We start from the raw sequence: 20,102 nt of genomic DNA, 5'->3' as shown, positions 1-20,102 counted from the left end.
CGTATCAACGTTGTAGCGATTCTCCGAGGGAGAACCTTTAAATACCGCAAACACAAGTTAACAATTGCCATGATAGACAGGCTTGAAAAGGAAGTTGACATGCTAGAGCGCCACTTGCAGGTGCTCCGCATGGTTATCGAGAACGAGCCTATCGGTATCGTGAAGATGTCCAACGAAACCGGCTACCCGCACCACAAGGTGCGGTACTCCCTGCGCGTTCTCGAAGAGGAGAACCTCATCGAGCCCTCCAGCCAGGGTGCGATCACGACCGAACAGACCGGTGAGTTCGTCGACGATCTCGACGAGAAGGTCGACGAAATCATCGACAAGCTCGAAGGTATGAAGATCGAAGACGCGGCCGAAATCGAAGGCTAAGCTTCTTTCTCAGAGTTCCGGGACTGCCAGGTGGAACTCCTGGTTTCTCGCTTCTAACAGACAGAGGTGAAAGCCCTTTTTCCGTGAGATGTTCACGAAGCTCTTGCGCTTATCCCGGTTGAACAGTCCACTGGAGGTAGCTTCTTCGGCGGTTTCGAGCGCGCCCGGCTCGAAGAAACTGCTCGTGACGAGAAACGCCGACGCAAGCGACCCGGAGGCGTTACCGACCCGCTCGGCGTTCCGGATGAGGTCCGACATCTGGCCCTCGGAGGCCGGTTCGCGCGAGTCGTTGATGTTTGCGACGACCAGCGGGTTCCCCATCCGGTCGCGGACGACCACATCGAACCGTTCCTGCGAGCGGTTCTCCTGCCCGTCTTCCGTGTAGGTCACTGTGACGTTGCCGTTCAGTTCGGCGCGGTCGATAGCCGGAAGCCCCTCATAGAGGTCTTTCATGGCCCCCGCGTGGCCAGTATCTCGAATCTCATAGAGGAGGTTCCGGATGAGCCAGTTAACAAAGCGGTACTGGATGCTGTCTTCGAGGAACTCCTCGAAGGGCGTCCCGTTGACCGCTGCGCCCTCGGCCTCGAACTGCGTGTGATACTCCAGCCTGAGATTCGCCTCGACCTCCTCGCGGCTCGCCTCGCCGTCCTTGGCCTCCTCAAGCGTCGCCTTGCCTTTCGAATCGTATCTGACGAAGAGGTTCGTCCCGTTTATCGCCTCGCCGGCGCTGAGCCGGGTCCCACCTGCAGCGGTATCGTTTTGCTCGTCGAGCTGTTCCTCCAGCCGGTCGATTTCGGCCCGCGCGTCGGCTAGCTCTGACTCCAGTCGGTCGCGCTCGTCCCGGAGTTCCTGATTCGTCGCCTCCAGATCGGTGAGTTCCGATTCGAGTTCCGACACCGTCTCGGCTCGCTGCTCGAGTTCAGATTCCAGTTCCCTCACGCGTTCCTGGTCGCGTGGGTTCGGTTCCTCACTGGCAGTCGACTGTTGTTGCTCCCCTGTCGACGGCTGTGGCTGCGGCGCATCGGCCGGCTGTGGGTCCTTCTCGGTTGTCCCACGGCTTTCCTGAGCCGGTGCTGGTCCCTGGACGCTGGATTCGGTCGACGGCGTCGAGTCGTCCTGTGCCGGCTGGTCACGTCGCGGTGTCGACGCCTGTTTCCCACCCGTCGGTGGCGTCTGCGTGGGTGATACGCTGGTGGCTGTGCTTTCCTGCGCACCGCCGGACTTGTTCGGGTCCAGCGACGGGACCGAACGCGTCTCAAGATCCGCACTTGACCCGCCAGTAGCGCCTTCTGGCGTCGGAGTAGCAGTCCCGGACTGTGGCTGGGAGGGTCGTGACTCGGTGCTCTGGGTCGGTTTCGCGTCTCCCGGTTGGGCGCGACGTTCTGTCGAATCCGCCTGGTCGCTCCGTGGTGAGGCGCTTCGTGCGCTGGCGTGCTGGGCCCCCTGTGTCTGTGACGGCTCAGTCGCCGGGCGTTGCTGCTCGGTTTCCCCGCTATTCTCACGCACTCCGGTCTCCCGTTCGGTGGCGTCGCGGTCGGGTTCCGTCTGTGTCGCGGTGTCGGGAACTTCTGTTTCCCGGTCGGTCGATCCACTGTCTGGCCGGGTATCCGCTTTCGGGCTTTCGTCAACGTTCGGTTGCGCATCTGACCCGGAACTGCGGCGGGACCGGTCCGGAGTCGCGCCGGCGGCTTTCGATCCCGGCGGGCCACCGCTTGCGGGGCCACGGTCCGGTGTCGACTCTGTTTCGGTCTGGGCCTGTCCAGCATCGTCGGTTCCATCGGCTACAGTCTCTTCGACGGAGTCCGGGTTCGAGGATGGTTCCACAGGGTCGTCGCTGACATCGTCGTGTTGCGTTGCCCCGTCGGGTTCTGCCTCGCTTGCCGGCGTGGCGTCTGCGGCACCAGTGTCGGCCGGTTCGTCGGCGACAGCCGCCTCATCAGCGTCAAGCGGGTCGACGCCGGCGGCCGTTGGGTCCGCTGACTGCGCGTCCGCTTCGTCGTCCGGCGGTTCCGGAATCTCAATCGGCTCGATGTCGACCGGCATGACCTCGTAGATGCCGACCTCGTCGTTGGCTGTCTCGAACGCCTCGTCATCGGTGAGCAGCGTATCTGAGTTGCCGACCCAGGCGACGCTCATAGAGCGGCCCTGATGGTAAACAGTGTAGTAGTCGCCCGAGAGGACGTTCTCGGAGAGTTCGATAAAGCCGGTAAAGTTCCCGCTCGACAGTGTCTGGTCGACTTCTGCAAGCGCTGTATCTTCAGTGTAGTACTGTGCTTTCACCTCGTCGGCGCGCTCCTGCATCACTGCAAGCAGTGGCAACGCCTCGTGCGGTGACCGTTTGGCTGTTCCTGACGCGTCCTCGAAATCCTCGATGGTGCCGTCGAGGACGCCGACGACGGTCCCGTTCAACATGAACAGGCGCGTCGGACCCGCGATGACCGCGCCGGAGAACTCCTGTCCGGCGAGGTCCTGCAGGCCCGCGAACCCGCCGTCGAACGGAACCGACTCCCAGCCGTCGACCCGTTCGACCGTGCGTGTACTCATTACTCCCACCAAGCCGGATGGTGAACAAATAGTTTGTGCCCACGGGCGCAGTCCGATGGACATATGCCGAGTCGGCCACAAGAACTGGTATGGTAGAGGAGCCGGGACTAAGCGACCAGTATCCGACCGCGAGTCCGTGGCCGCTGTTTGTCGCACTGGGATTAGCACTGTCAGAAATTGGCGTGTTCGTCGGACTCTTTCCGGTGGCTGTCTTCGGCCTGATACTGTTTGGCGGTAGTATCGCCGGTATCCTCACCGAGTCCGGGTACGTGGAACGACCCTGGCCAACCCTGCTTGGAGTCGGAGTCGTTCTTATCGTCCTCGCCGCCGCGTTTACCATCTGGCAAGTCCCAGTCGCCGATATCGCGCTGTCGAACGTCGGGACCGGGCCGCTGTTCACTCGGCTGGTGGCCGTCGCCGTGGCGGGTGCTGTGATGATCGCGATGGGCGGCGTCGCCTCGGTTATGGAACAGACCGCAGCCTGAGGCGGGCACCAGCCCGATTCGGAAACCAACACTCTATTTACTGGCCTGTTCTAACGAGAAAGCATGGCACTGTTCGGGTTCGAAAAAGATACCCTGCTCGACCTCACCGTGAACGTCATCCCGCTCGGGATTCTCTTCTTCTTCATCGTCGCGTTCGCCGCGTTCCCGGCGTTCGGAACCGATCCCGTCTTCTCCGGGATGCAGTTCGCACTGATCATCTCGATGTTCCTGTTGCTCGCCGTCCTGACCTACTACGCGGGGAAGGCCGTCGAGAACGCTGAGAAAGAGAACGGCGAACTGGGCCACGAAGACTGAGCGGATAGCGCGGACAGACCGTTTCTGAAACCGACCGCGCCCACCACCGGGAAACAGTGTGAGGTGTTCCTTCTTTCTGCGGTTTCAATGCCCGATGAGCATCGTCGTTGCTGCAGGAATCGACCCTTTGATAATGTCCCAGTCCTGAAGGACGACTATGGTAGCAGGAGATATTGTGCTGACGGGGCTGATGGCCGTCCTCCTCGTCGGCGTCGCCGCGCTTCTCACCCGTGTCGAGAACTGGCGTTCGTATACGCCGCTCGCGGGTGGCGGGGCCGTCACGGGTGACGAGACAACGGTCATCAACCGTGAGAAACCCGCAGGTATCATTCGCTGGCTAACAACTGTCGATCACAAGGACATCGGTCTCTTGTACGGGGTGTACGCGGTCATCGCTCTGGCGGTCGGTGGGATTATGGCGATGCTCATTCGTATCCAGCTTGTCACGCCCGCCGGGGCCATCCTTGGCAACAACGCCTACAACTCCATCCTGACGAGTCACGGCATTACGATGCTGTTCCTGTTCGGGACGCCCATCATCGCGGCGTTCGCGAACTACTTCATCCCGCTGCTCATCGGAGCGGACGACATGGCGTTCCCACGTATCAACGCCATCGCGTTCTGGCTCCTCCCGCCGGCAGCACTGCTGATCTGGGCGGGGTTCTTCCTCGCGCCGGTGACCGACAACATGATCGAGCCGGCCCGCACGGCCTGGACGATGTACACGCCGCTGTCGGTCGAGCAGGCGAACCCCGGTGTCGACCTGATGCTGCTCGGGCTACACCTTTCAGGCGTCGCAGCGACGATGGGCGCAATCAACTTCATCGCGACCATCTTCACGGAGCGCAACGAGGAGGTCAACTGGGCGAACCTCGACATCTTCTCGTGGACGATTCTCACCCAGTCCGCGCTGATCCTGTTCGCGTTCCCGCTGCTTGGCAGCGCCATCGTGATGCTGCTGCTGGACCGGAACCTTCAGACGACGTTCTTCGCCGTTGAGGGCGGTGGCCCGCTGCTGTGGCAGCACCTGTTCTGGTTCTTCGGCCACCCTGAGGTGTACATCCTCGTCCTGCCGCCGATGGGACTGGTCAGCCTCATCCTGCCGAAGTTCTCCGGCCGGAAACTGTTCGGCTTCAAGTTCGTCGTCTACTCGACGCTCGCAATCGGAGTCCTCTCCTTCGGCGTCTGGGCCCACCACATGTTCTCGACGGGCATGGACCCACGGCTCCGGGCGTCGTTCATGGCTGTCTCGCTGGCTATCGCAATACCGAGCGCCGTTAAAACGTTCAACTGGATAACGACGATGTGGAACGGCCGTCTGCGCCTGACGACGCCGATGCTGTTCTGTATCGGCTTCGTCTCGAACTTCATCATCGGCGGCGTGACGGGCGTGTTCCTCGCCTCCATCCCCGTCGACCTGATCCTCCACGACACCTACTACGTCGTGGGCCACTTCCACTACATCGTGATGGGGGCCATCGGCTTCGCGGCCTTCGCCGGCATCTACTACTGGTTCCCGATATTCACCGGCCGGATGTACCAGCGCACCCTCGGGAAGGCGCACTTCTGGCTCTCGATGATCGGGACCAACATCACGTTCTTCGCGATGCTCGCGCTGGGCTATCTGGGGATGCCCCGGCGCTACGCCACCTACCAGTTCGACGGCGCTATCGCGCCACTGACGCAGGTGTCGACGTTCCACCAGGCGGCGACGGTGGGCGCAGTCATCCTGTTTATCGGCCAGCTGTTCTTCGTCTGGAACATCGTCCAGTCCTGGCTCGAAGGCCCGAAGGTCGAGGACGGCGACCCGTGGAACCTCGAGCGCGACGGCATGCTGGACCGCGAGTTCCAGTGGTTCGACGAGCAACTCGAAGCTGACAGCCCGGAGAAGGACCCGTCGCTACTCGCCGACGGCGGTCAGGAAGAACAAGACGACTCGTAAGCGTCCCGCTGTTTTCGCTGCTTTTGCTTCCTCTGTAGCCACGACCGAACTGACAGTGCCCGTTAGCTTGCGCCAGAAACGAGCACCATAGCCGTCACGAACATCATGAGTGCAATTCCGGTCAGGACGAGAAACAGTAGCTCCTTCTGTGACATAGGATAGCTACGGCGTGGAAGTGAAAAAGGCTAATCGTCTTCGCGCCGTTGGTCCCACATGAGCGAAGTTGAGGCCAGGTCTGGACGGCAGATCGTCCTTCGCCTGTACGTTGCTATCGTTGTTCTTGCCGGAGTGATGGGGTTCGTTCTCGGCAGCATCCGACCGGAGGACCTCGAACCGGAACTGTTCGGTGTGATCGCACTGCCGCCGACGCCGTTTGGCGTCGCTATCTACGGATTCGTCACTATTGGTATCGTCCTCGGCGTGTTGCTTGGCCTCGTGATATACGTCTCTGAGCGAATCGACGACGCGGCCGGGTCCTGAGAGGCGGTGTGGCATCACACTCTGCGTATAGCGATGTCCGGTCTCCTGTTGCCTGATCTCTACATTCCGTTACTTTAATTCAACCCGGCTGAAAAGTGGGTTCTAATCGCATACGTGACACTAAGTCAGTGTCTCGTCGCCCTCCCCACAGATGCTCTCCGAGTTTGCCCGCCGTCAGCGGCTGGTCCGCCGTATCGCTATTGACCGACGCGCACTTGCAGCGTTTAGAGTGTTGCTCGGACTATGTCTCCTCACCGACATCGCGCTGCGGTGGTCGGACATCGGTGCGTTTTACACCGACAGTGGCGCGCTCCCGCGCTCGACACTGACTGAACTGTATCCGGTTCTGGGGACCACATCGCCGCTCGCTCTCTCGGGGACGGTCTGGCTGCCGGTAGTAGTCTTCGGACTGACAGCACTCGCAGCACTCGCGCTGGTGGTCGGCTACCGTCCCCGTCTGAGTGCGGGCATCGCGTTCGTCCTGCTCGTAGCGATACAGCTCCGGAACCCTGTCATCCTCAACGCCGGCGATACGCTGTTTCGCCGGCTGCTGTTCTGGAGCCTCCTGCTCCCGCTCGGCTGTGGCTGGGAAGATGGGCCGCCGGAGTCCGCCTCGACACGGGTCGCCACCGCCGGTACTGCAGGCATCCTCCTGCAAGTGCTGGCGGTGTACGTGACGAACGGCCTCATGAAGGTTCGCGGCACACACTGGCACCGGGGGACTGCAGTGCGATACGTGTTCCAGCTCGACCACCTCACTGTCCGCGTTGGTGATGTGGTTGCAGGCTGGGACGTGGTGCTGGTCCTGGGGAACTGGCTCTGGCTCGCCTTGCTCGTCGGGTCCCCGCTGTTGCTCATCTGGACCGGACGGTATCGGACTGGACTGGTCGCGGCGTTCGTCACCGCGCACATCTGTATGGCGCTCTCGTTTCAGCTTGGCGTGTTCCCGCTTGTCTCTATTGTCGGACTGGTCCTGTTTTTCCCGCCGTCATTCTGGGACGCGCTCGCGGACCATTGGCCCGCCGCCACTGAAGCGTTGCGCCCGCGGCGGCCGGAGTCTGCGGCAGGTCCCTCGCAGAGCCGGTTCCCCACGACGGCGTCTTCGCTAGCGGCGCTCGGGGTCGTCGCGATTGTCGTTCTCAACGCTATCGCGGTCGGATTCGTCCCCGCACCGACAGGAACGCCGGACAGAATCGAAGCCCGGAGCTGGAATATGTTTGCGCCGGACCCCCCACAGGAAACGTGGTGGTACGCGGCCCCGGCAACCCTGGACTCCGGACAACGGATTGACGCGCTTACCGGGGAGCCGGTCAATCTCTCTCGGCCAGCGGAGGTATCCGACCGGATTCCAAACCCGCGCTGGAAAAAGTTCCTCGGCACAGCCCGTCACAAATCCAGTCTTCGACGGTCGCTCGCAACGTATCTGTGTTCGCAATGGAATCAAAGCCACGACGACGCTATCGACCGCGTGGATTTGGTTCTCCTGACAGAGCCGACCAACCTGAACGGGCCTGAGTCCGTTGATCAGGAACGGCTTGGGTCGTATCAGTGTGCATGAGCAGGTGATGCGGTGGTCTCCACATCGGAGACAGTGGGCAAGACGACAATGAACGGATAGTCTAGCAGTCAGGCAATGCTTGCTGTCTCCTGATAGCTCCCGTACTCTGCCTCGAAGACGGCCATAATTTCGCCCATCGTCGCGTAGGCTTTCACCGCGTCGATGATGACGGGCATGACGTTCCCGCCATCGGTGATCACGTGCTGCAGTTCGTCGAGCGCTGCTTCCACGGCCGCGTCGTCGCGGTCTGCCTTGACCGTCGCGAGCTTGTCCCGCTGGCGCTCCTGTACGTCCTCGTCGACGGTGAGAATCTCGGGTTCGGTGTCTTCCTCGACGGTGTACTTGTTGACGCCGACCATGACCTCGTCCTCGTTCTCGACGCGCTGCTGGTACTCGTAGGCGGCGTCCTGAATCTCACGCTGGAAGTAGCCGTCCTGAATCCCCTGAATAACGCCGTCGCGGACCGACCCGTCGCCGAGTTCGTCCCTGATGTGATTGATGTAAGCCATCGCCTTTTCTTCGACTTCGTCGGTCAGTGACTCGATGGCGAAACTGCCGCCCATCGGGTCGACGATGTCGGCGGCACCCGACTCCTCCGCGATGATCTGCTGCGTCCGGAGGGCGACGCGAACGGCCTGCTCGGACGGGAGTGCCAGGGCCTCGTCGAAGCTGTTGGTGTGGAGGCTCTGAGTCCCGCCCAGCACACCCGCGAGGGCCTGAATCGTCACGCGGACGATGTTGTTCAGCGGTTGCTGAGCGGTCAGTGACTGACCGGCGGTCTGGGTGTGGAACTTCAGTTGCTTGCTGGCGTCGGCTTCCGCGTCGTACCAGTCGTCCATCACACGGGCGTAGATGCGCCGGGCCGCGCGAAACTTCGCGATTTCCTCGAAGATAGAGTTGTGCGAATTGAAGAAAAAGGAGAGCTGTGGGGCGAACTCGTCGACGTCCATACCCCGGTTCAGACAGTCCTCGACGTAGGCGAAGCCGTCCGCGAGCGTAAACGCGAGTTCCTGTACCGCCGTCGAACCGGCCTCACGGATGTGATACCCCGACACCGAGATGGGCTTGAACTTCGGGGTCTCCTGACTGGCGAACTCGATGGTGTCGGTGACGAGTTTCAGCGACGGCTCCGGTGGGATAACCCACTCTTTCTGGGCGATGAACTCTTTGAACATATCGTTCTGGAGCGTCCCACGGATCTCCTCCCGCGGGACGCCCTGCTGGTCGGCCAGCGCGATGTACATCGCGTAGATAACGGGAGCGCTAGGGTTGATCGTGAACGAGGTCGACACCTCACCGAGGTCGATGCCGTCGAACAGCCGCTCCATATCCGCCAGCGTGTCGACGGCGACGCCCTCCTTGCCCACCTCGCCGTCAGCCATCACGTCGTCTGAGTCGATCCCCATCAGCGTCGGCATGTCGAAGGCCGTCGACAGTCCGGTCTGGCCCTCGTCGATGAGGTAGTGAAAGCGCTCGTTGGTCTCGTCAGCGGTCCCGAAGCCCGCGAACTGCCGCATGGTCCACTGCCGACCGCGGTACATCGTCGGATAGACGCCGCGTGTGAACGGCTCCTCACCGGGGAAGCCGATGTCCGCCTCGTAATCGATGTCGTCCACGTCGAGTGGCGTGTACAGCCGGTCTACATCGAGGTTTGAGACCGTTGCGAACTGCTCTTTGCGTTCGCCATAAGCGTCCAGTACGGGGTCCAGTGTCTCGGCTTCCCACTCGTCTTTCCGCTCGCGGATGCGCTGGAGGTCCGACTCGTCGAACATACTCCGGTGTATGTCATGATTTAGTAAGAAGGTTCGGGGAAAGCGGGGTGCTAGCGTCAATCACATCGCTACGGACTAGTCCTGGAGTCGCTCCGTCGTCTGCACGAGCGGGTGGTGAGCGTAGTCGACGACTTCGATATCGTCGATTGACTCCAGATCGGAGTCCGCAGCCGTCTCGGCCATCCCCAGTTCGACCGTCTCATCGAGGACAATGACGTAGGCGTCCATCTCCTCGATGTCGAGCCGTGCGGCGGCTTTCACGCGGTGGTGGCCGTCCGCCAGCAGGAGGTCGCCGCCGTTGTCGATGACGACGAGCGGTTCCGCCAGTCCTCGTTCCAGTTCGTACACCCGTCCTTCGAGTTCGTCGGCGTACACCGTCGTCTGTGTCGGCGTCAGGTCGTCAAGCTCTACCTCGCGGCGGCCTTCGTGTGTCGTGATGCCGTGGATGTTCTCGAGCGTCCGGCCAAGCTTGTCCACCTTGCCCGGTGTCGCCCGCTCGATCTGTGAGCGAATCACGTCGGCGTTTGAGATGATGCCGACGAGGTGGCCGGCGTCGTCGACAACCGGGAGTTTCTGGATCCCCGACCGCAGGATGACGCGCGCGGCGTCCTGGACGGCCATGTCCGGGTGCGCCACGAGGATATCGTCGGTCATCACGCGGAACATCGGCTCGTGGTCCTCCGCGAGCAGCAGGTCACGTGCGCTGACAAACCCCTCGACGCGGCGGCCGTCAGTCACCGGAAACCCGCTGAAGTGGTCGTTATCGGCGATCCGTCGGGCGACCTCGCCAACGGTATCGTCGAGTTCGACGGTGGCAACCTCCCGTGTCATGTAGTCTCCGACCGTCGGCCGATTCGAGTCCTCCATCGGGACAGAGTTCTCGACCGGCAATAAAAAAGGCTCGCCTACGACCGGTCGCTGTCGTCTGGTTCGATGAGTGTTTCCGGGCCGTCCGCCCCCTGCTCTGACTCGTCGTCTGTCGGTTCAGCCGCGTCGGCTGCCTGCGCTGACTCGTCACCGCCGCCTTCGTCGCCGTTTTCCAGAAACATCACATCGGTGTTCCAGTCCGTTGTACTCTCGTCATCGACTTCCCCAGATGCGTCTTCAGCCGTCGCGGGGGTATCTTCGCTGTCCTGTTTGAGCGCCGTCGACTCCGTGAACGCGGCCACGTCGTAGTCGGCGCGGGCGTAGACGTGCCCGAGCAGCCGGTGGGACCGTGACTGGATAGCGTCGAGGAACCGGTCCGAGACGATCGAACGGACGATTTCCGCCAGCGACTCCTCGCGGTCGTCGACGGTAATCATCCCAAGGTCGATCTGTGCGCCCGCCATATCGGCGTGACCGCCTGCGGACCCGATCTGCCCGAAGGCGTCCCGGAGCGCCTCGCCGAGGTCGATGTCCGCCCCACGCGCCCGAGCGGAGGCGTATATTGTCTCGTCGACGACGCCGTACACCATCGTCGCATGGACGCCTTCCAGATCAAGTAGCCTGTCGGCCGCCTGTGCGAGCGCGTCGCGGTCACTGATCTCGCCGACGCCGGTCAAGAGCACTGACCCCTCCTGTTCGCGGTTCGAAATCGCGCGGCCGATGACTGACAGCGTCTCCGGGCTCACACTCGGGTCTTCGATACGCTGGAGCGTCGCCATGTCGGCGTCGGTGACGAGGTGTGCGGCGGCCTCGAAGTCTGCGGCGGAGACCTCACGCCGGAAGTCCTTGGTGTCGACCTGAATGCCAAAGAGCAGGCCCGTTGCGATAGGCGTCGGAATGTCGACGTTGAACCGCCGGAGATAGTCGACCAGCAGCGTGCTCGTCGCCCCGACGCCGCTGCGGAGATCGACGAAGCGGGCTTCGATTGGGACACGCGGCGGGTGGTGATCGATGACGATGTCGATAGGTGTCTCCGGCGGGAGCTGGTCGTTGACACCGGCTCTGGAGTGATCGACGAGCGCGAACCCGTCGAACGCTTCCAGCTCGTCCGGCGACTCAGCATCGAGGTTCCGGAGGTCGAATTCGAGGAGGTTGACGAACGCCCGATTCTCCTGATGGGAGATCTCCCCGTAATAGCAGATCGTCACCTCGCAATCGGCCCGTTCAGCAAGCGCGCCGAGGGCGACAGCGCTAGCAATCGCGTCAGGGTCGGGATTATCGTGCGTGACGACGGCGAGATGGTCGTCGATGTCCCGGAGTACCTGATGGAGCTGTCTGGCTCGCGTTCCTTCGTCGCCGGCCGATTGGGTGACGTAGTCGGTGATGACTGTCTCCGGCGTGACCAGCCGATCCGCCACGCTGTCGAGTCGGTCGCGCTGGTCGACCGTCGCGCCGTGCCCGGCGTAGGCGAGGAGGAACGCGTCGGGAAAGCGGTCACGCGCGGTCATCGCCGCGTTGACGTTCTGTGCTGGGTCTTCGCTGGCGACGATGACGCTTTCGGGCTGGATGTCAAGACCGCCGAGAACGGACGGATCGGCCTGGTCGGCTTCGTGGACATCGATTCCGTCCGCTCGAAGCGTTTCAGCACGGTGCTCGTCCTGCGTCACGACTGCCAGATCGCCGCGGTCGCCGCTAATCGCGTCGAGAATGTCCGCGGCCGTTGGCCCGAGGCCGAGCACCAGCCGAGAAGGCATACCGTGCAGTCAGCGCTGGAGCGTCTAAAAACCCGTTACTTCAGCCGTTCCTGGAGAAACGACGGATGTGCGGCGGTAACGCCGTCGAGAGCGAGAATCTTGTCTTCGATGACATCCGCCAGCGAATCGCCGTCCATCGCTCGGACCTCCGCCATCAGCATGTGGTCACCGCTTGACGTGTACAGTTCTTCCATCTCCGGAATCTCTTTGAGGTTCCGCGTCGCCTCAACGTAGCAATCGCTCGCGATATCGATGCCGACCAGGGCAATTGACTGGCCTGCTAGCTTCTTCGGGTCAACATCGGCGGAGTACCCGACGATGACACCCTCCTCTTCGAGCTTCTGGATGTATTTTCGGACTGTCGGTTTCGATACGTCGGCTCGCTCCGCGATTTCTGCGTACGAGGCCTGTGCGTCCTCCTCAAGGACCGACAGGATTCGACGCTCCGTAGACTCGGCACTCATGGACTAATCTTTTCGGTGCATGAAAAAATATCTTCCGAACCGGAAACCGTCGTTCGAGGTGGTATTTGCAGTCCGGCAGCGAGTCTTATTTGTGGTGTTCGAGGAGGTTGTCGTAGGTCCGCTCCCACTCCGCGTCCTCGTCGAAGTACCGCTCCGCGAGCGGCTCTTCGGGCATCTCGCCGATCTGGCGCTTCTCCTCGCCGTAGGAGGGGCGCTCGTCTTCGATGTACATCCGACCGGTCAGCACTTCGCCCTCGTAGAGGCGCTCCTCGGTCTTTCGCATCATCTCGGCGGCTTCCGCGCGGTCCGAGACGTCGAAGTCGAACTCGTCGGACTGCTGGACGTCCGTGTACGGGACGTAGTGTTTCGCGTCCTTGTTCCAGGTCGGGCACTGGGTCAGGAAGTCGATGTGCGCGAAGCCGTCGTGCTCGATGGCCTCGGCGATGATCTCCTTGGCCTGGTTCGGGTTGACAGCCGCGGTCCGGGCGATGTAGGTCGCGCCGGCGTTGAGCTGCTGGGACAGCGGCCGGATCGGCGACTTCGCCGACCCGTGGGGCTGTGTCTTGGACTTGTGGCCCTTGGGCGATGTCGGCGATGTCTGGCCCTTTGTCAGCCCGAAGATCTCGTTGTTGAACACGATATACGTCATATCGTGGTTCTCACGAGCCGTGTGGATGGTGTGGTTCCCACCGATACCGTAGCCGTCGCCGTCCCCACCAGCCGCGATGACTTCGAGGTTGGGGTTGGCGAGCTTCGCGGCCCGGGCGACGGGCAGCGAGCGGCCGTGGATGGTGTGGAAGCCGTAGCTGTTGAAGTAGCTGTTGAGCTTACCCGAACAGCCGATACCGGTAAACAGCGCGACCTCGTCGGGGTTCTTGCCGACTTCCGGCATGGCCTGCTTGAGCGCCTTGAGGACGCCGAAGTCGCCACAGCCCGGACACCAGGTCGCCTGGGGTTCGATGCCGGGTGTAAACTCGTCGCGCTCGATTTCGCGTTCTTCGTTGATTGCTGAGAATGCACTCATAGGTTAGTCACCTGCCGCGGGTAGGTACTTCATGTTGCTCGCGGCGAGTTCCTCGCCGTCGATGCTGGACTCGAACCCGTCGACGATCTCGGCGGGCTCGAAGGGGTTGCCGTTGTACTTCAGGAGGCTCGACATCTTGTCGCCGTACTTGCCGAGTTCCTTCTGGGTCAGACCGCGGAACTGGGCCGTAGCGTTCATCTCGACGACGAGCGCCTCGTCGACTGATTTGAGCCACTCGGAGACTTCCTCTTTCGGGTACGGGGCCATGTCGGAGACGCCAAGCGCCTTCACGGAGTGACCGTTCTCGTTGAGCCGGTCGACGGCCTCGAAGACGGTCCCCTGCTGACTGCCCCACACGAGGATGCCGTAGTCGGCCTCGTCGGGTCCATGGTAGGTCTGATGGGACGTGTTTTCGTCCAGATCAGCACGGATGTCGTCGAGCTTGTTGAGCCGACGGTTCATCTGGGCGACGCGGTTCTCTGGGTCCTCGCTGATGTGGCCCGATGGGTTGTGCTCGTTCCCTGTCGCGAGGAAGCGGCCGTCCTTCTGGCCCGGCACGGAGCGCGGGCTGACGTTCGAGCCGTCCTCGGGTTCGTGGAGGAACCGCTGGAACTTCCCGGAGGAGTGGTGTGCCGCGTCCTGAATCTCCTCTTCGGTGAGGACCGAGCCGGGGTCGGCGTTCGGTTCCTCGTCGAAGTGACTGGCAGGGAGATTCCTGAGTTCGCCCTGTATCTTCTGGTCGTAGATGACGATAGCCGGGATCTGGTACTCGTAGGCGATGCGGAACGCAGAGCGGGTCTGCGTGTAACACTCGCGGATGTTCGCCGGCGCGAACACGACGCGGGCGGAGTCGCCCTGTGAGGTGTACAGGACGTGTTCGAGGTCCGCCTGCTCGGGCTTGGTCGGCATCCCTGTCGAGGGGCCGGCTCGCATCGCTTCGACCAGCACGATCGGCGTCTCGGTCATCTCTGCGAGTCCGAGCGGCTCGGACATCAGCGCGAAGCCACCGCCGGAGGACCCGGACATGGCTTTCACGCCGGCGTGGGACGCACCGAGCGCCAGCGCCGCGGCCGCGATTTCGTCCTCGACCTGCTCGGAGATGCCGCCGAACTCGGGCAGGTGTTGGGACATGATGGTGAACACGTCGGTCCACGGGGTCATCGGGTAGCCCGAGATGAAGCGACAGCCCTCGTCGATTGCGCCGTAGGAGATGGCGTTCGAACCTGAGAGGATGACCTGCTCCTCGTCGTGGGAGCCTTCGGGGACCTCGATGTCGTGGTCGATGTCGAGTTCGCTGGCGGCTTCGTAGGCGTCGTGCAGGACGTTGAGGTTCGCCTCCTGCATGTCGCCGCTCATGTTCTGCGTGATGAGCTTCTCGAACTCGTCGGTGCTGATGTCGAGGATGGCCGCGGTCGCGCCGATGCCGGCCGTGTTCCGCATGATCTCGCGGCCGTGTTCCTTGGCGATGCCACGCAGGTCCATCGGGACGACGTGCCAGTTGTTCTCCTCGGCGGCCTCTTCGAGACCGATCTCGTCGACGTCCTCGTCGTCGAGTAGTCCCTCGTCGTACAAGAGCACGCCACCTTCTCGGAGGTCGTCGAAGTTCTCGTACAGCGGTTTGAGCTCTTCTTTGCCGTAGTAGGCCTCTTCCTGTGGGTTCCGGGCGAAGGAGTCACCCAGGGCCAGCAGGAAGTTGTAGCCGTCCCCGCGGGACTGTACCGGTTCGTCCTTCGCACGTACTTCCACGTACGTGTGGCCGCCGCGGATACGCGACGGGTAATGACGATGTGTGAACACGTTCAGCCCCGACCACATCAAGGCCTTCGCGAAGTTCTGGCTTGTCGAGTCGATTCCGTCACCGGAACCACCGGCGATTCGCCAGATTAGTTCGTTGTCTGTCATGGTGAAATCCTCGGCCCCAGCTCTGGTGCCGTATCAGTCCGTTGGGGGGCCATGACTAAAGATTTTCCACTACATCACCACTCATTAATCGTTATCTTTCGGCTCAGGACCTCAGATTGCTGTTTTCGAAATGAGGGTTCGTCACTGGTGGGGAGGGTCACAGGGGCAACACATCCGTTCGAGACACAGTTAGTACCCACTAGCAGTACGTCACGGAACTCCTTCCCGCAACGACTAACACAGTGAGTACCGTTGTACAGTCGAGGATGTCGTTAACGGAACTCATCGCTGGCGTCGAAGACCACCAGAAGACGCTGACTATCTTCAACGCCGGGCCGACAGCCGCCGAAGACCTGCGCGAGCGCTTCGCGGACCGTAACGTTCAGGTTCAGACCGAGCAGACTGAGAGCGGGCGACCGGGCGAGTTTATCACCCTCAGCGAGGACGAAGAGGTCATCGCAGCCGCGAGTCTCACTTCGTTCACCGACTCGCTCGAACAAGGCCGCCAGTACATCACGCGGGATAACAGCCCGTACGCGTCGATTCTCGACCATCTCGACGAGACGATGTTCACCTCGTGGTCTATCCAGCGGATGACTGCCGCGTCCCGCGAAATCGAGGACCGCGCGTGGCGGGTGGGCCAGGGGACCCTACACGCCGGCTTCCAGACGCTCTCGACCCTGCAGGGCGAACTCGACCTCTACGAGCGGCTGGGCGAGACCGACGTGGACGTTCACGCTTATGCCGTCCCTGACGTCGACCCACCCGAGTACAGCACGTTCACGCTCCATCTGGAACGCTCGGACGAGATCGCCGACTCGTGGTTCGTCGTGTTCGACGGCGGCGGTGACCCAACCCAGAAGTGCGCCCTGCTGGCTGAGGAGCGCGAACCACGCGAGTTCTACGGCTTCTGGACGTACGACGAGTCGACGGTCGACTGGATCATCGACTATCTGGAAGAGACCTACGGCTACCTCGAACAGTGACAGCCGCACTCGAACTGGCCAACGCGGCCATTGCCATGGCCCGCCGCTGGCTGCCATCTCGTCTGTGACATGACGAACGTCGATGAGTCCCGAGAGTTCTGGAACGAGGAGACCGGCGAACGCGTCAGCGGTCTCGAACTGGAGTTACACCTGTTTTTCGGCGTGTGGGCAGTCGTCGAGCGCCACGATGACCGGTGGGTCGTAGCGACTGAAGACGGCGAACGCCGAACCCTTGTCGCTGTCTCGGACTGACTTGAGGCTGACTGTGTCTCAGCCCATCGTCTCGGATACGTCCTCAAACACCGCGAGGTCGTGGCCGAGCAACACTTCGGCCCCTGTGGCCCGCTGGCGGTCGCGGCACCGCTCAAGGCTTTCCTTCCACGCGCCGTTGTTCCACAGGAGGCTCGTCGCCATGGGCTGGCCCGCGTAGTTGGCCTCGACGTACGCTTCGTCGCCAACGACCAGCAGCGGCTGTTCCGGCCGGTCGATGAACGCGCCCATGAGTCCCGGTGTGTGTCCGGGGAGGTGCAGCAGTTCGACACCATCGGTGAGATGATAGCTCTCACCGTGGACGATCTCCCAGTTCAAGTCGCGGTCGAAGTCGCTGGCGAGATAGGCGATAGAGCCATCGTCCGTGTTGGCGCTGTAGTACGCGAACGGGAGTTCGTCACGGTGGACGTAGATCGGCACGTCTGTTCCCGCGAAGTTGTGCAGGCCACCGGCGTGGTCCAGATGCAGGTGGCTCATCACGACAGCGTCGATCTCGTCGAGGCTGTAGCCTGCACCTTCAAGGTCTGCTGATAGGGTGTGCTCGGCGGCATCGGCGTGTGCGAACGCTTCGTACAGCGGTGTCGGCCAGTACCCCGCGCCAGCCTCCGGGTGCGAGCCGGTGTCCCAGAGGACGGTCAGCTCGGGCGTTTCGATGACGAGATTCCACACGACGTACGTTTCGTACTCGTGTTCGGGGTCGCGGTCCGAGGCCGTCGCAACGCTGTGCCCGTCGACGACGAAGTTTCGGTCAGCCTGTATGCGGCCCCGGTCGACGAACGTTACTGTGAGATCGTCCATACGGTGTCTACGGGCTGTCACAAAGTAAAGACGATGCCGTGTGTAGTGGGTGGGTGCATTCTGCGGGTCGTTGTGTTGTGAGACTGCACGTCAGATAGATGTCTGGGGTATTTTTATACAAAATCTCGCTCACAGAGGGGGACCCACACACACCACCGTGCAAGTGTTCTTGGCGTTTGCGGGGGTGGGGTGGGGAGGGGTGGTGCCCCCTTTATTTTATTTAAATGGGGCCGATATTGCTCTGCTCTGTTAAGATTATGTGATTAGATCAGTAGCTCACTGCGGTGATTTAGGTATGGTAGAAGACTTACTGGCGGTATATTCTATAGAATACGCTAGTCACCATGAACCAGAAATTGTTTCATATATCATAAGATATAAAATAGTATTCTAGTTCTACATCCAATCTTTGATCAAAGAAGCAAGAATCGCAGGACTCAAGTGTGTTAGATCAGCTCTCCGTATAGCGGATCGTTAGTGCCTGTTTTCAAGAAGGATTGGAGAAACACTTGCAGGGTGGTGTGTGACTGTTCGTCGCATGAACACTTGAAACACTTGAACGGTGGTCACTGGTTTTATATACGGTCACTCAAAAGGTGGCACACATGGTCGACGTGAACGAGAACCCGTTCGATGGGACTGATGCGATCTTCGAACGAAAGCAACCGCTGAAAAAAGACACGTTCACGCCGGATACGATCTTTCACCGCGACGAGGAGATCGAGTTCTACATCAACGCGCTGCAGGATGTCATCGTTGGCCACGACCCCAACAACGTCTTCGTCTACGGTCCAACAGGCGTCGGAAAGACGGCTGTTACGAAATGGGTACGAGATAAACTTGAGGAGAAAGCCGAGGCTGAAGATATCCCGCTTACCGTTGTTGGTCCGATCAACTGCCGGAACTACCGGTCAGCGTATGCACTGGTGAACACGCTCGTCAACGAGTTTCGGGATCCTGAGAATCAACTCCCAGAGAGCGGCTACAGCACTGACAGCGTCTTCGAATTTCTTTACGAAGAGATCGAGGCTGTTGGTGGGAACGTCCTCATCATTCTGGACGAGATCGACAACATTCCAGCGGACGCGCGGAACGATTTCCTGTATGAACTGCCGCGGGCTGAAGCGAACGAGAACACGCCGATTACCGATGCGAAGGTCGGACTCATCGGTATCTCGAACGACCTCAAGTTCGTCGACGTGCTGGAACCCAAGGTAAAATCGACGCTGGGCGAGCGAGAGATCAAGTTCGGCCCGTACGACGCGACCGAACTCCGCGACATTCTGGGCTACTACGCCGACATCGCGTTCCGGGAGGACGTTCTCGGCGAAGACGTCGTCCCGCTTGCGGCGGCATTTTCGGCACAGGAACGGGGCGACGTTCGACAGGGACTTCGAATTCTGGAAAAGGCCGGAGAGTACGCGCGGATGGAAGGCGCAGACGGTGTGACGGAAGCGCATACACGACGGGCGACAGACACTATTGAGACTGACGAACTGCTGGATTACTTCGAGCACGACCTGAGTTCACAGCAGGCGCTAACGTATCTCGCGACGACGCTTGCACTCATCGAACCAAAACACGAAGCGTCGACGAAACGGATCTACAACCTCTACTCCTCTATCGCGGAGTCGAGCGGTCGCCGCGTGAAGTCCGAACGGAAAATCTACGAGTTCCTTGACCAGCTTTCGATGCAGGGGCTGGTCCGCTCGGCCGAGCGTAACCTCGGTCGCAAGGGCGGGCGCAAGTACATCTACGAAGTCACCGACGACCCGACCGATATCATCAACGCCGCGCTCCAGTCCTCCTACAGCGATGCCGTACCCAGTAACGTCAACGGGATTCTCGAACACTATCTGGAAGACGAGGCGACTGAATTCGAGGCACCGGACACTACTGACGACGAGCAACAGAACCTCTGGCAGTTCACATAGCCCGCGTTTTTGCACACCCCCCTCCGGCTCACGCGGCAGAACACTTGCACGGTGGTGTGTGTGTGTGTGTGTTCAGCGGCAGTCTCCATATTGTGACACCCAGAACAGTTGCACGGTGGTGTGTGTACCCAGAATCAACAATACGCTCTTGTGAAGTACATTGTTGGTGAGTCAGAGAACTTCTCGGATAATCTGTTTCAGTGCTTCTCGTCCCGGTTTGCGGAGGACTCGTCGCCGAAGTTGGAACGGTCTGAGATACGCTGTCAGTTTGTCTTTTGAGACACCTCGGTGCGGCGAGAGCCACCGTCGCGCCAGCGACGCGTGGCTCTCGCACGTGTTCACGTGTGCGTCTTCATCAACGTACTCGCCGTCACCGTGAATTACTGATTCTCGGTGGAAGCTCTCGTCATCGTCGAGTGGATCGTAGGCCCGAAATCCGTCCGTGTAGACGGTCAGCGACTCCTTCTCGTGGTTGTCGAGAAGGAGTCGCACGGTCGCTTCATCGGTGGATTTCGCTGGGACGACGTATCGCTGACCGCTGCCGCGATCAACGAGCGTGAACACTGGCGGTTTGTCTCCCTCATACGTTCCTCGTCCGCGTTTCGAGAGAGCACGCGAGCGCGACTCTTGGT

Annotated in this window: 18 protein-coding genes; 9 read left to right on the top strand and 9 right to left on the bottom strand. The window is 61.2% G+C overall.

Annotation, left to right across the window (positions count from 1 at the left end):
- Positions 1-69 precede the first annotated feature (69 nt).
- Positions 70-375, top strand: coding sequence for a hypothetical protein (locus tag AMS69_RS18110; protein WP_004516266.1), 306 nt, complete (start codon positions 70-72; stop codon positions 373-375).
- 9 nt (positions 376-384) lie between these two features.
- Here the strand turns inward: AMS69_RS18110 and AMS69_RS18105 are convergent, their stop codons facing one another.
- The gene (locus AMS69_RS18105; RefSeq protein WP_053969442.1) at positions 385-2,919 is read right to left on the bottom strand and encodes a DUF7527 domain-containing protein; all 2,535 of its coding nucleotides are present in this window, start codon (positions 2,917-2,919) and stop codon (positions 385-387) included.
- Positions 2,920-3,008: 89 nt separating this feature from the next.
- Here AMS69_RS18105 and AMS69_RS18100 point away from each other — a divergent pair, with 89 nt between their 5' ends.
- The 5 genes from AMS69_RS18100 (at position 3,009) to AMS69_RS18080 (ending at position 7,699) form a co-directional block, all read left to right on the top strand.
- Positions 3,009-3,404, top strand: coding sequence for a DUF7541 family protein (locus AMS69_RS18100; RefSeq protein ID WP_053969441.1), 396 nt, complete (start codon positions 3,009-3,011; stop codon positions 3,402-3,404).
- Positions 3,405-3,467: 63 nt separating this feature from the next.
- Positions 3,468-3,719 carry a DUF6684 family protein gene (locus tag AMS69_RS18095; RefSeq protein WP_053969440.1) on the top strand — a complete coding sequence of 84 codons (252 nt, stop codon included), beginning with the start codon at positions 3,468-3,470 and terminating at the stop codon, positions 3,717-3,719.
- 157 nt (positions 3,720-3,876) lie between these two features.
- Positions 3,877-5,661, top strand: a complete 1,785-nt coding sequence (gene ctaD / locus AMS69_RS18090; RefSeq protein ID WP_053969439.1) for a cytochrome c oxidase subunit I — start codon at positions 3,877-3,879, stop codon at positions 5,659-5,661.
- A gap of 213 nt (positions 5,662-5,874) precedes the next feature.
- A complete protein-coding gene (locus tag AMS69_RS18085) occupies positions 5,875-6,141 on the top strand; it encodes a DUF7520 family protein (protein ID WP_004516272.1) in 267 nt (88 codons plus the stop codon).
- Positions 6,142-6,292: 151 nt separating this feature from the next.
- A complete protein-coding gene (locus AMS69_RS18080; protein WP_238378577.1) occupies positions 6,293-7,699 on the top strand; it encodes an HTTM domain-containing protein in 1,407 nt (468 codons plus the stop codon).
- Positions 7,700-7,767: 68 nt separating this feature from the next.
- Here AMS69_RS18080 and AMS69_RS18075 read toward each other — a convergent pair whose 3' ends face one another.
- The 6 genes from AMS69_RS18075 to AMS69_RS18050 form a co-directional block, all read right to left on the bottom strand.
- On the bottom strand, positions 7,768-9,471 hold the full coding sequence (locus tag AMS69_RS18075) for a methylmalonyl-CoA mutase family protein (RefSeq protein WP_053969438.1): 1,704 nt from the start codon (positions 9,469-9,471) through the stop codon (positions 7,768-7,770).
- 75 nt (positions 9,472-9,546) lie between these two features.
- The gene (locus AMS69_RS18070; protein WP_053969437.1) at positions 9,547-10,338 is read right to left on the bottom strand and encodes a CBS pair associated ParBc domain-containing protein; all 792 of its coding nucleotides are present in this window, start codon (positions 10,336-10,338) and stop codon (positions 9,547-9,549) included.
- A gap of 38 nt (positions 10,339-10,376) precedes the next feature.
- Positions 10,377-12,092 carry a DHH family phosphoesterase gene (locus AMS69_RS18065; RefSeq protein WP_053969436.1) on the bottom strand — a complete coding sequence of 572 codons (1,716 nt, stop codon included), beginning with the start codon at positions 12,090-12,092 and terminating at the stop codon, positions 10,377-10,379.
- A gap of 35 nt (positions 12,093-12,127) precedes the next feature.
- Positions 12,128-12,556: an HTH-type transcriptional regulator LrpA1 gene (lrpA1, locus tag AMS69_RS18060; RefSeq protein WP_004591923.1), complete on the bottom strand. Its 429-nt coding sequence runs from the start codon at positions 12,554-12,556 to the stop codon at positions 12,128-12,130.
- Positions 12,557-12,641: 85 nt separating this feature from the next.
- The gene (locus AMS69_RS18055; RefSeq protein ID WP_004516277.1) at positions 12,642-13,580 is read right to left on the bottom strand and encodes a thiamine pyrophosphate-dependent enzyme; all 939 of its coding nucleotides are present in this window, start codon (positions 13,578-13,580) and stop codon (positions 12,642-12,644) included.
- A gap of 3 nt (positions 13,581-13,583) precedes the next feature.
- A complete protein-coding gene (locus AMS69_RS18050; RefSeq protein ID WP_053969435.1) occupies positions 13,584-15,482 on the bottom strand; it encodes a 2-oxoacid:acceptor oxidoreductase subunit alpha in 1,899 nt (632 codons plus the stop codon).
- A 266-nt stretch (positions 15,483-15,748) separates the two neighbouring features.
- On the opposite strand from AMS69_RS18050, the gene AMS69_RS18045 reads away from it, so the two are divergent.
- Together AMS69_RS18045 and AMS69_RS18040 are read left to right on the top strand one after the other, a co-directional pair.
- Positions 15,749-16,468, top strand: a complete 720-nt coding sequence (locus AMS69_RS18045) for a DICT sensory domain-containing protein (RefSeq protein ID WP_053969434.1) — start codon at positions 15,749-15,751, stop codon at positions 16,466-16,468.
- Between the two features lie 69 nt (positions 16,469-16,537).
- Positions 16,538-16,720 (top strand): hypothetical protein, encoded by a 183-nt coding sequence (locus AMS69_RS18040; protein WP_053969433.1) that lies wholly within the window; start codon positions 16,538-16,540, stop codon positions 16,718-16,720.
- Between the two features lie 18 nt (positions 16,721-16,738).
- Here AMS69_RS18040 and AMS69_RS18035 read toward each other — a convergent pair whose 3' ends face one another.
- Positions 16,739-17,536 (bottom strand): N-acyl homoserine lactonase family protein, encoded by a 798-nt coding sequence (locus tag AMS69_RS18035; protein WP_053969432.1) that lies wholly within the window; start codon positions 17,534-17,536, stop codon positions 16,739-16,741.
- 605 nt (positions 17,537-18,141) lie between these two features.
- Here AMS69_RS18035 and AMS69_RS18030 point away from each other — a divergent pair.
- Complete coding sequence (locus AMS69_RS18030; protein WP_004516282.1) at positions 18,142-19,470, top strand: Cdc6/Cdc18 family protein; 1,329 nt, start codon at positions 18,142-18,144, stop codon at positions 19,468-19,470.
- Between the two features lie 171 nt (positions 19,471-19,641).
- Here the strand turns inward: AMS69_RS18030 and AMS69_RS18025 are convergent.
- Positions 19,642-20,102 (bottom strand): IS1595 family transposase (locus AMS69_RS18025; RefSeq protein WP_155120001.1); only part of this gene is annotated, 461 nt, incomplete at its 5' end.

It is taken from the genome of Haloarcula rubripromontorii (assembly GCF_001280425.1).
Taxonomy (GTDB): domain Archaea; phylum Halobacteriota; class Halobacteria; order Halobacteriales; family Haloarculaceae; genus Haloarcula; species Haloarcula rubripromontorii.
The sequence above is the reverse complement of the archived record's forward strand: the minus strand, read 5'-3'. Positions and strand labels throughout refer to the sequence as shown.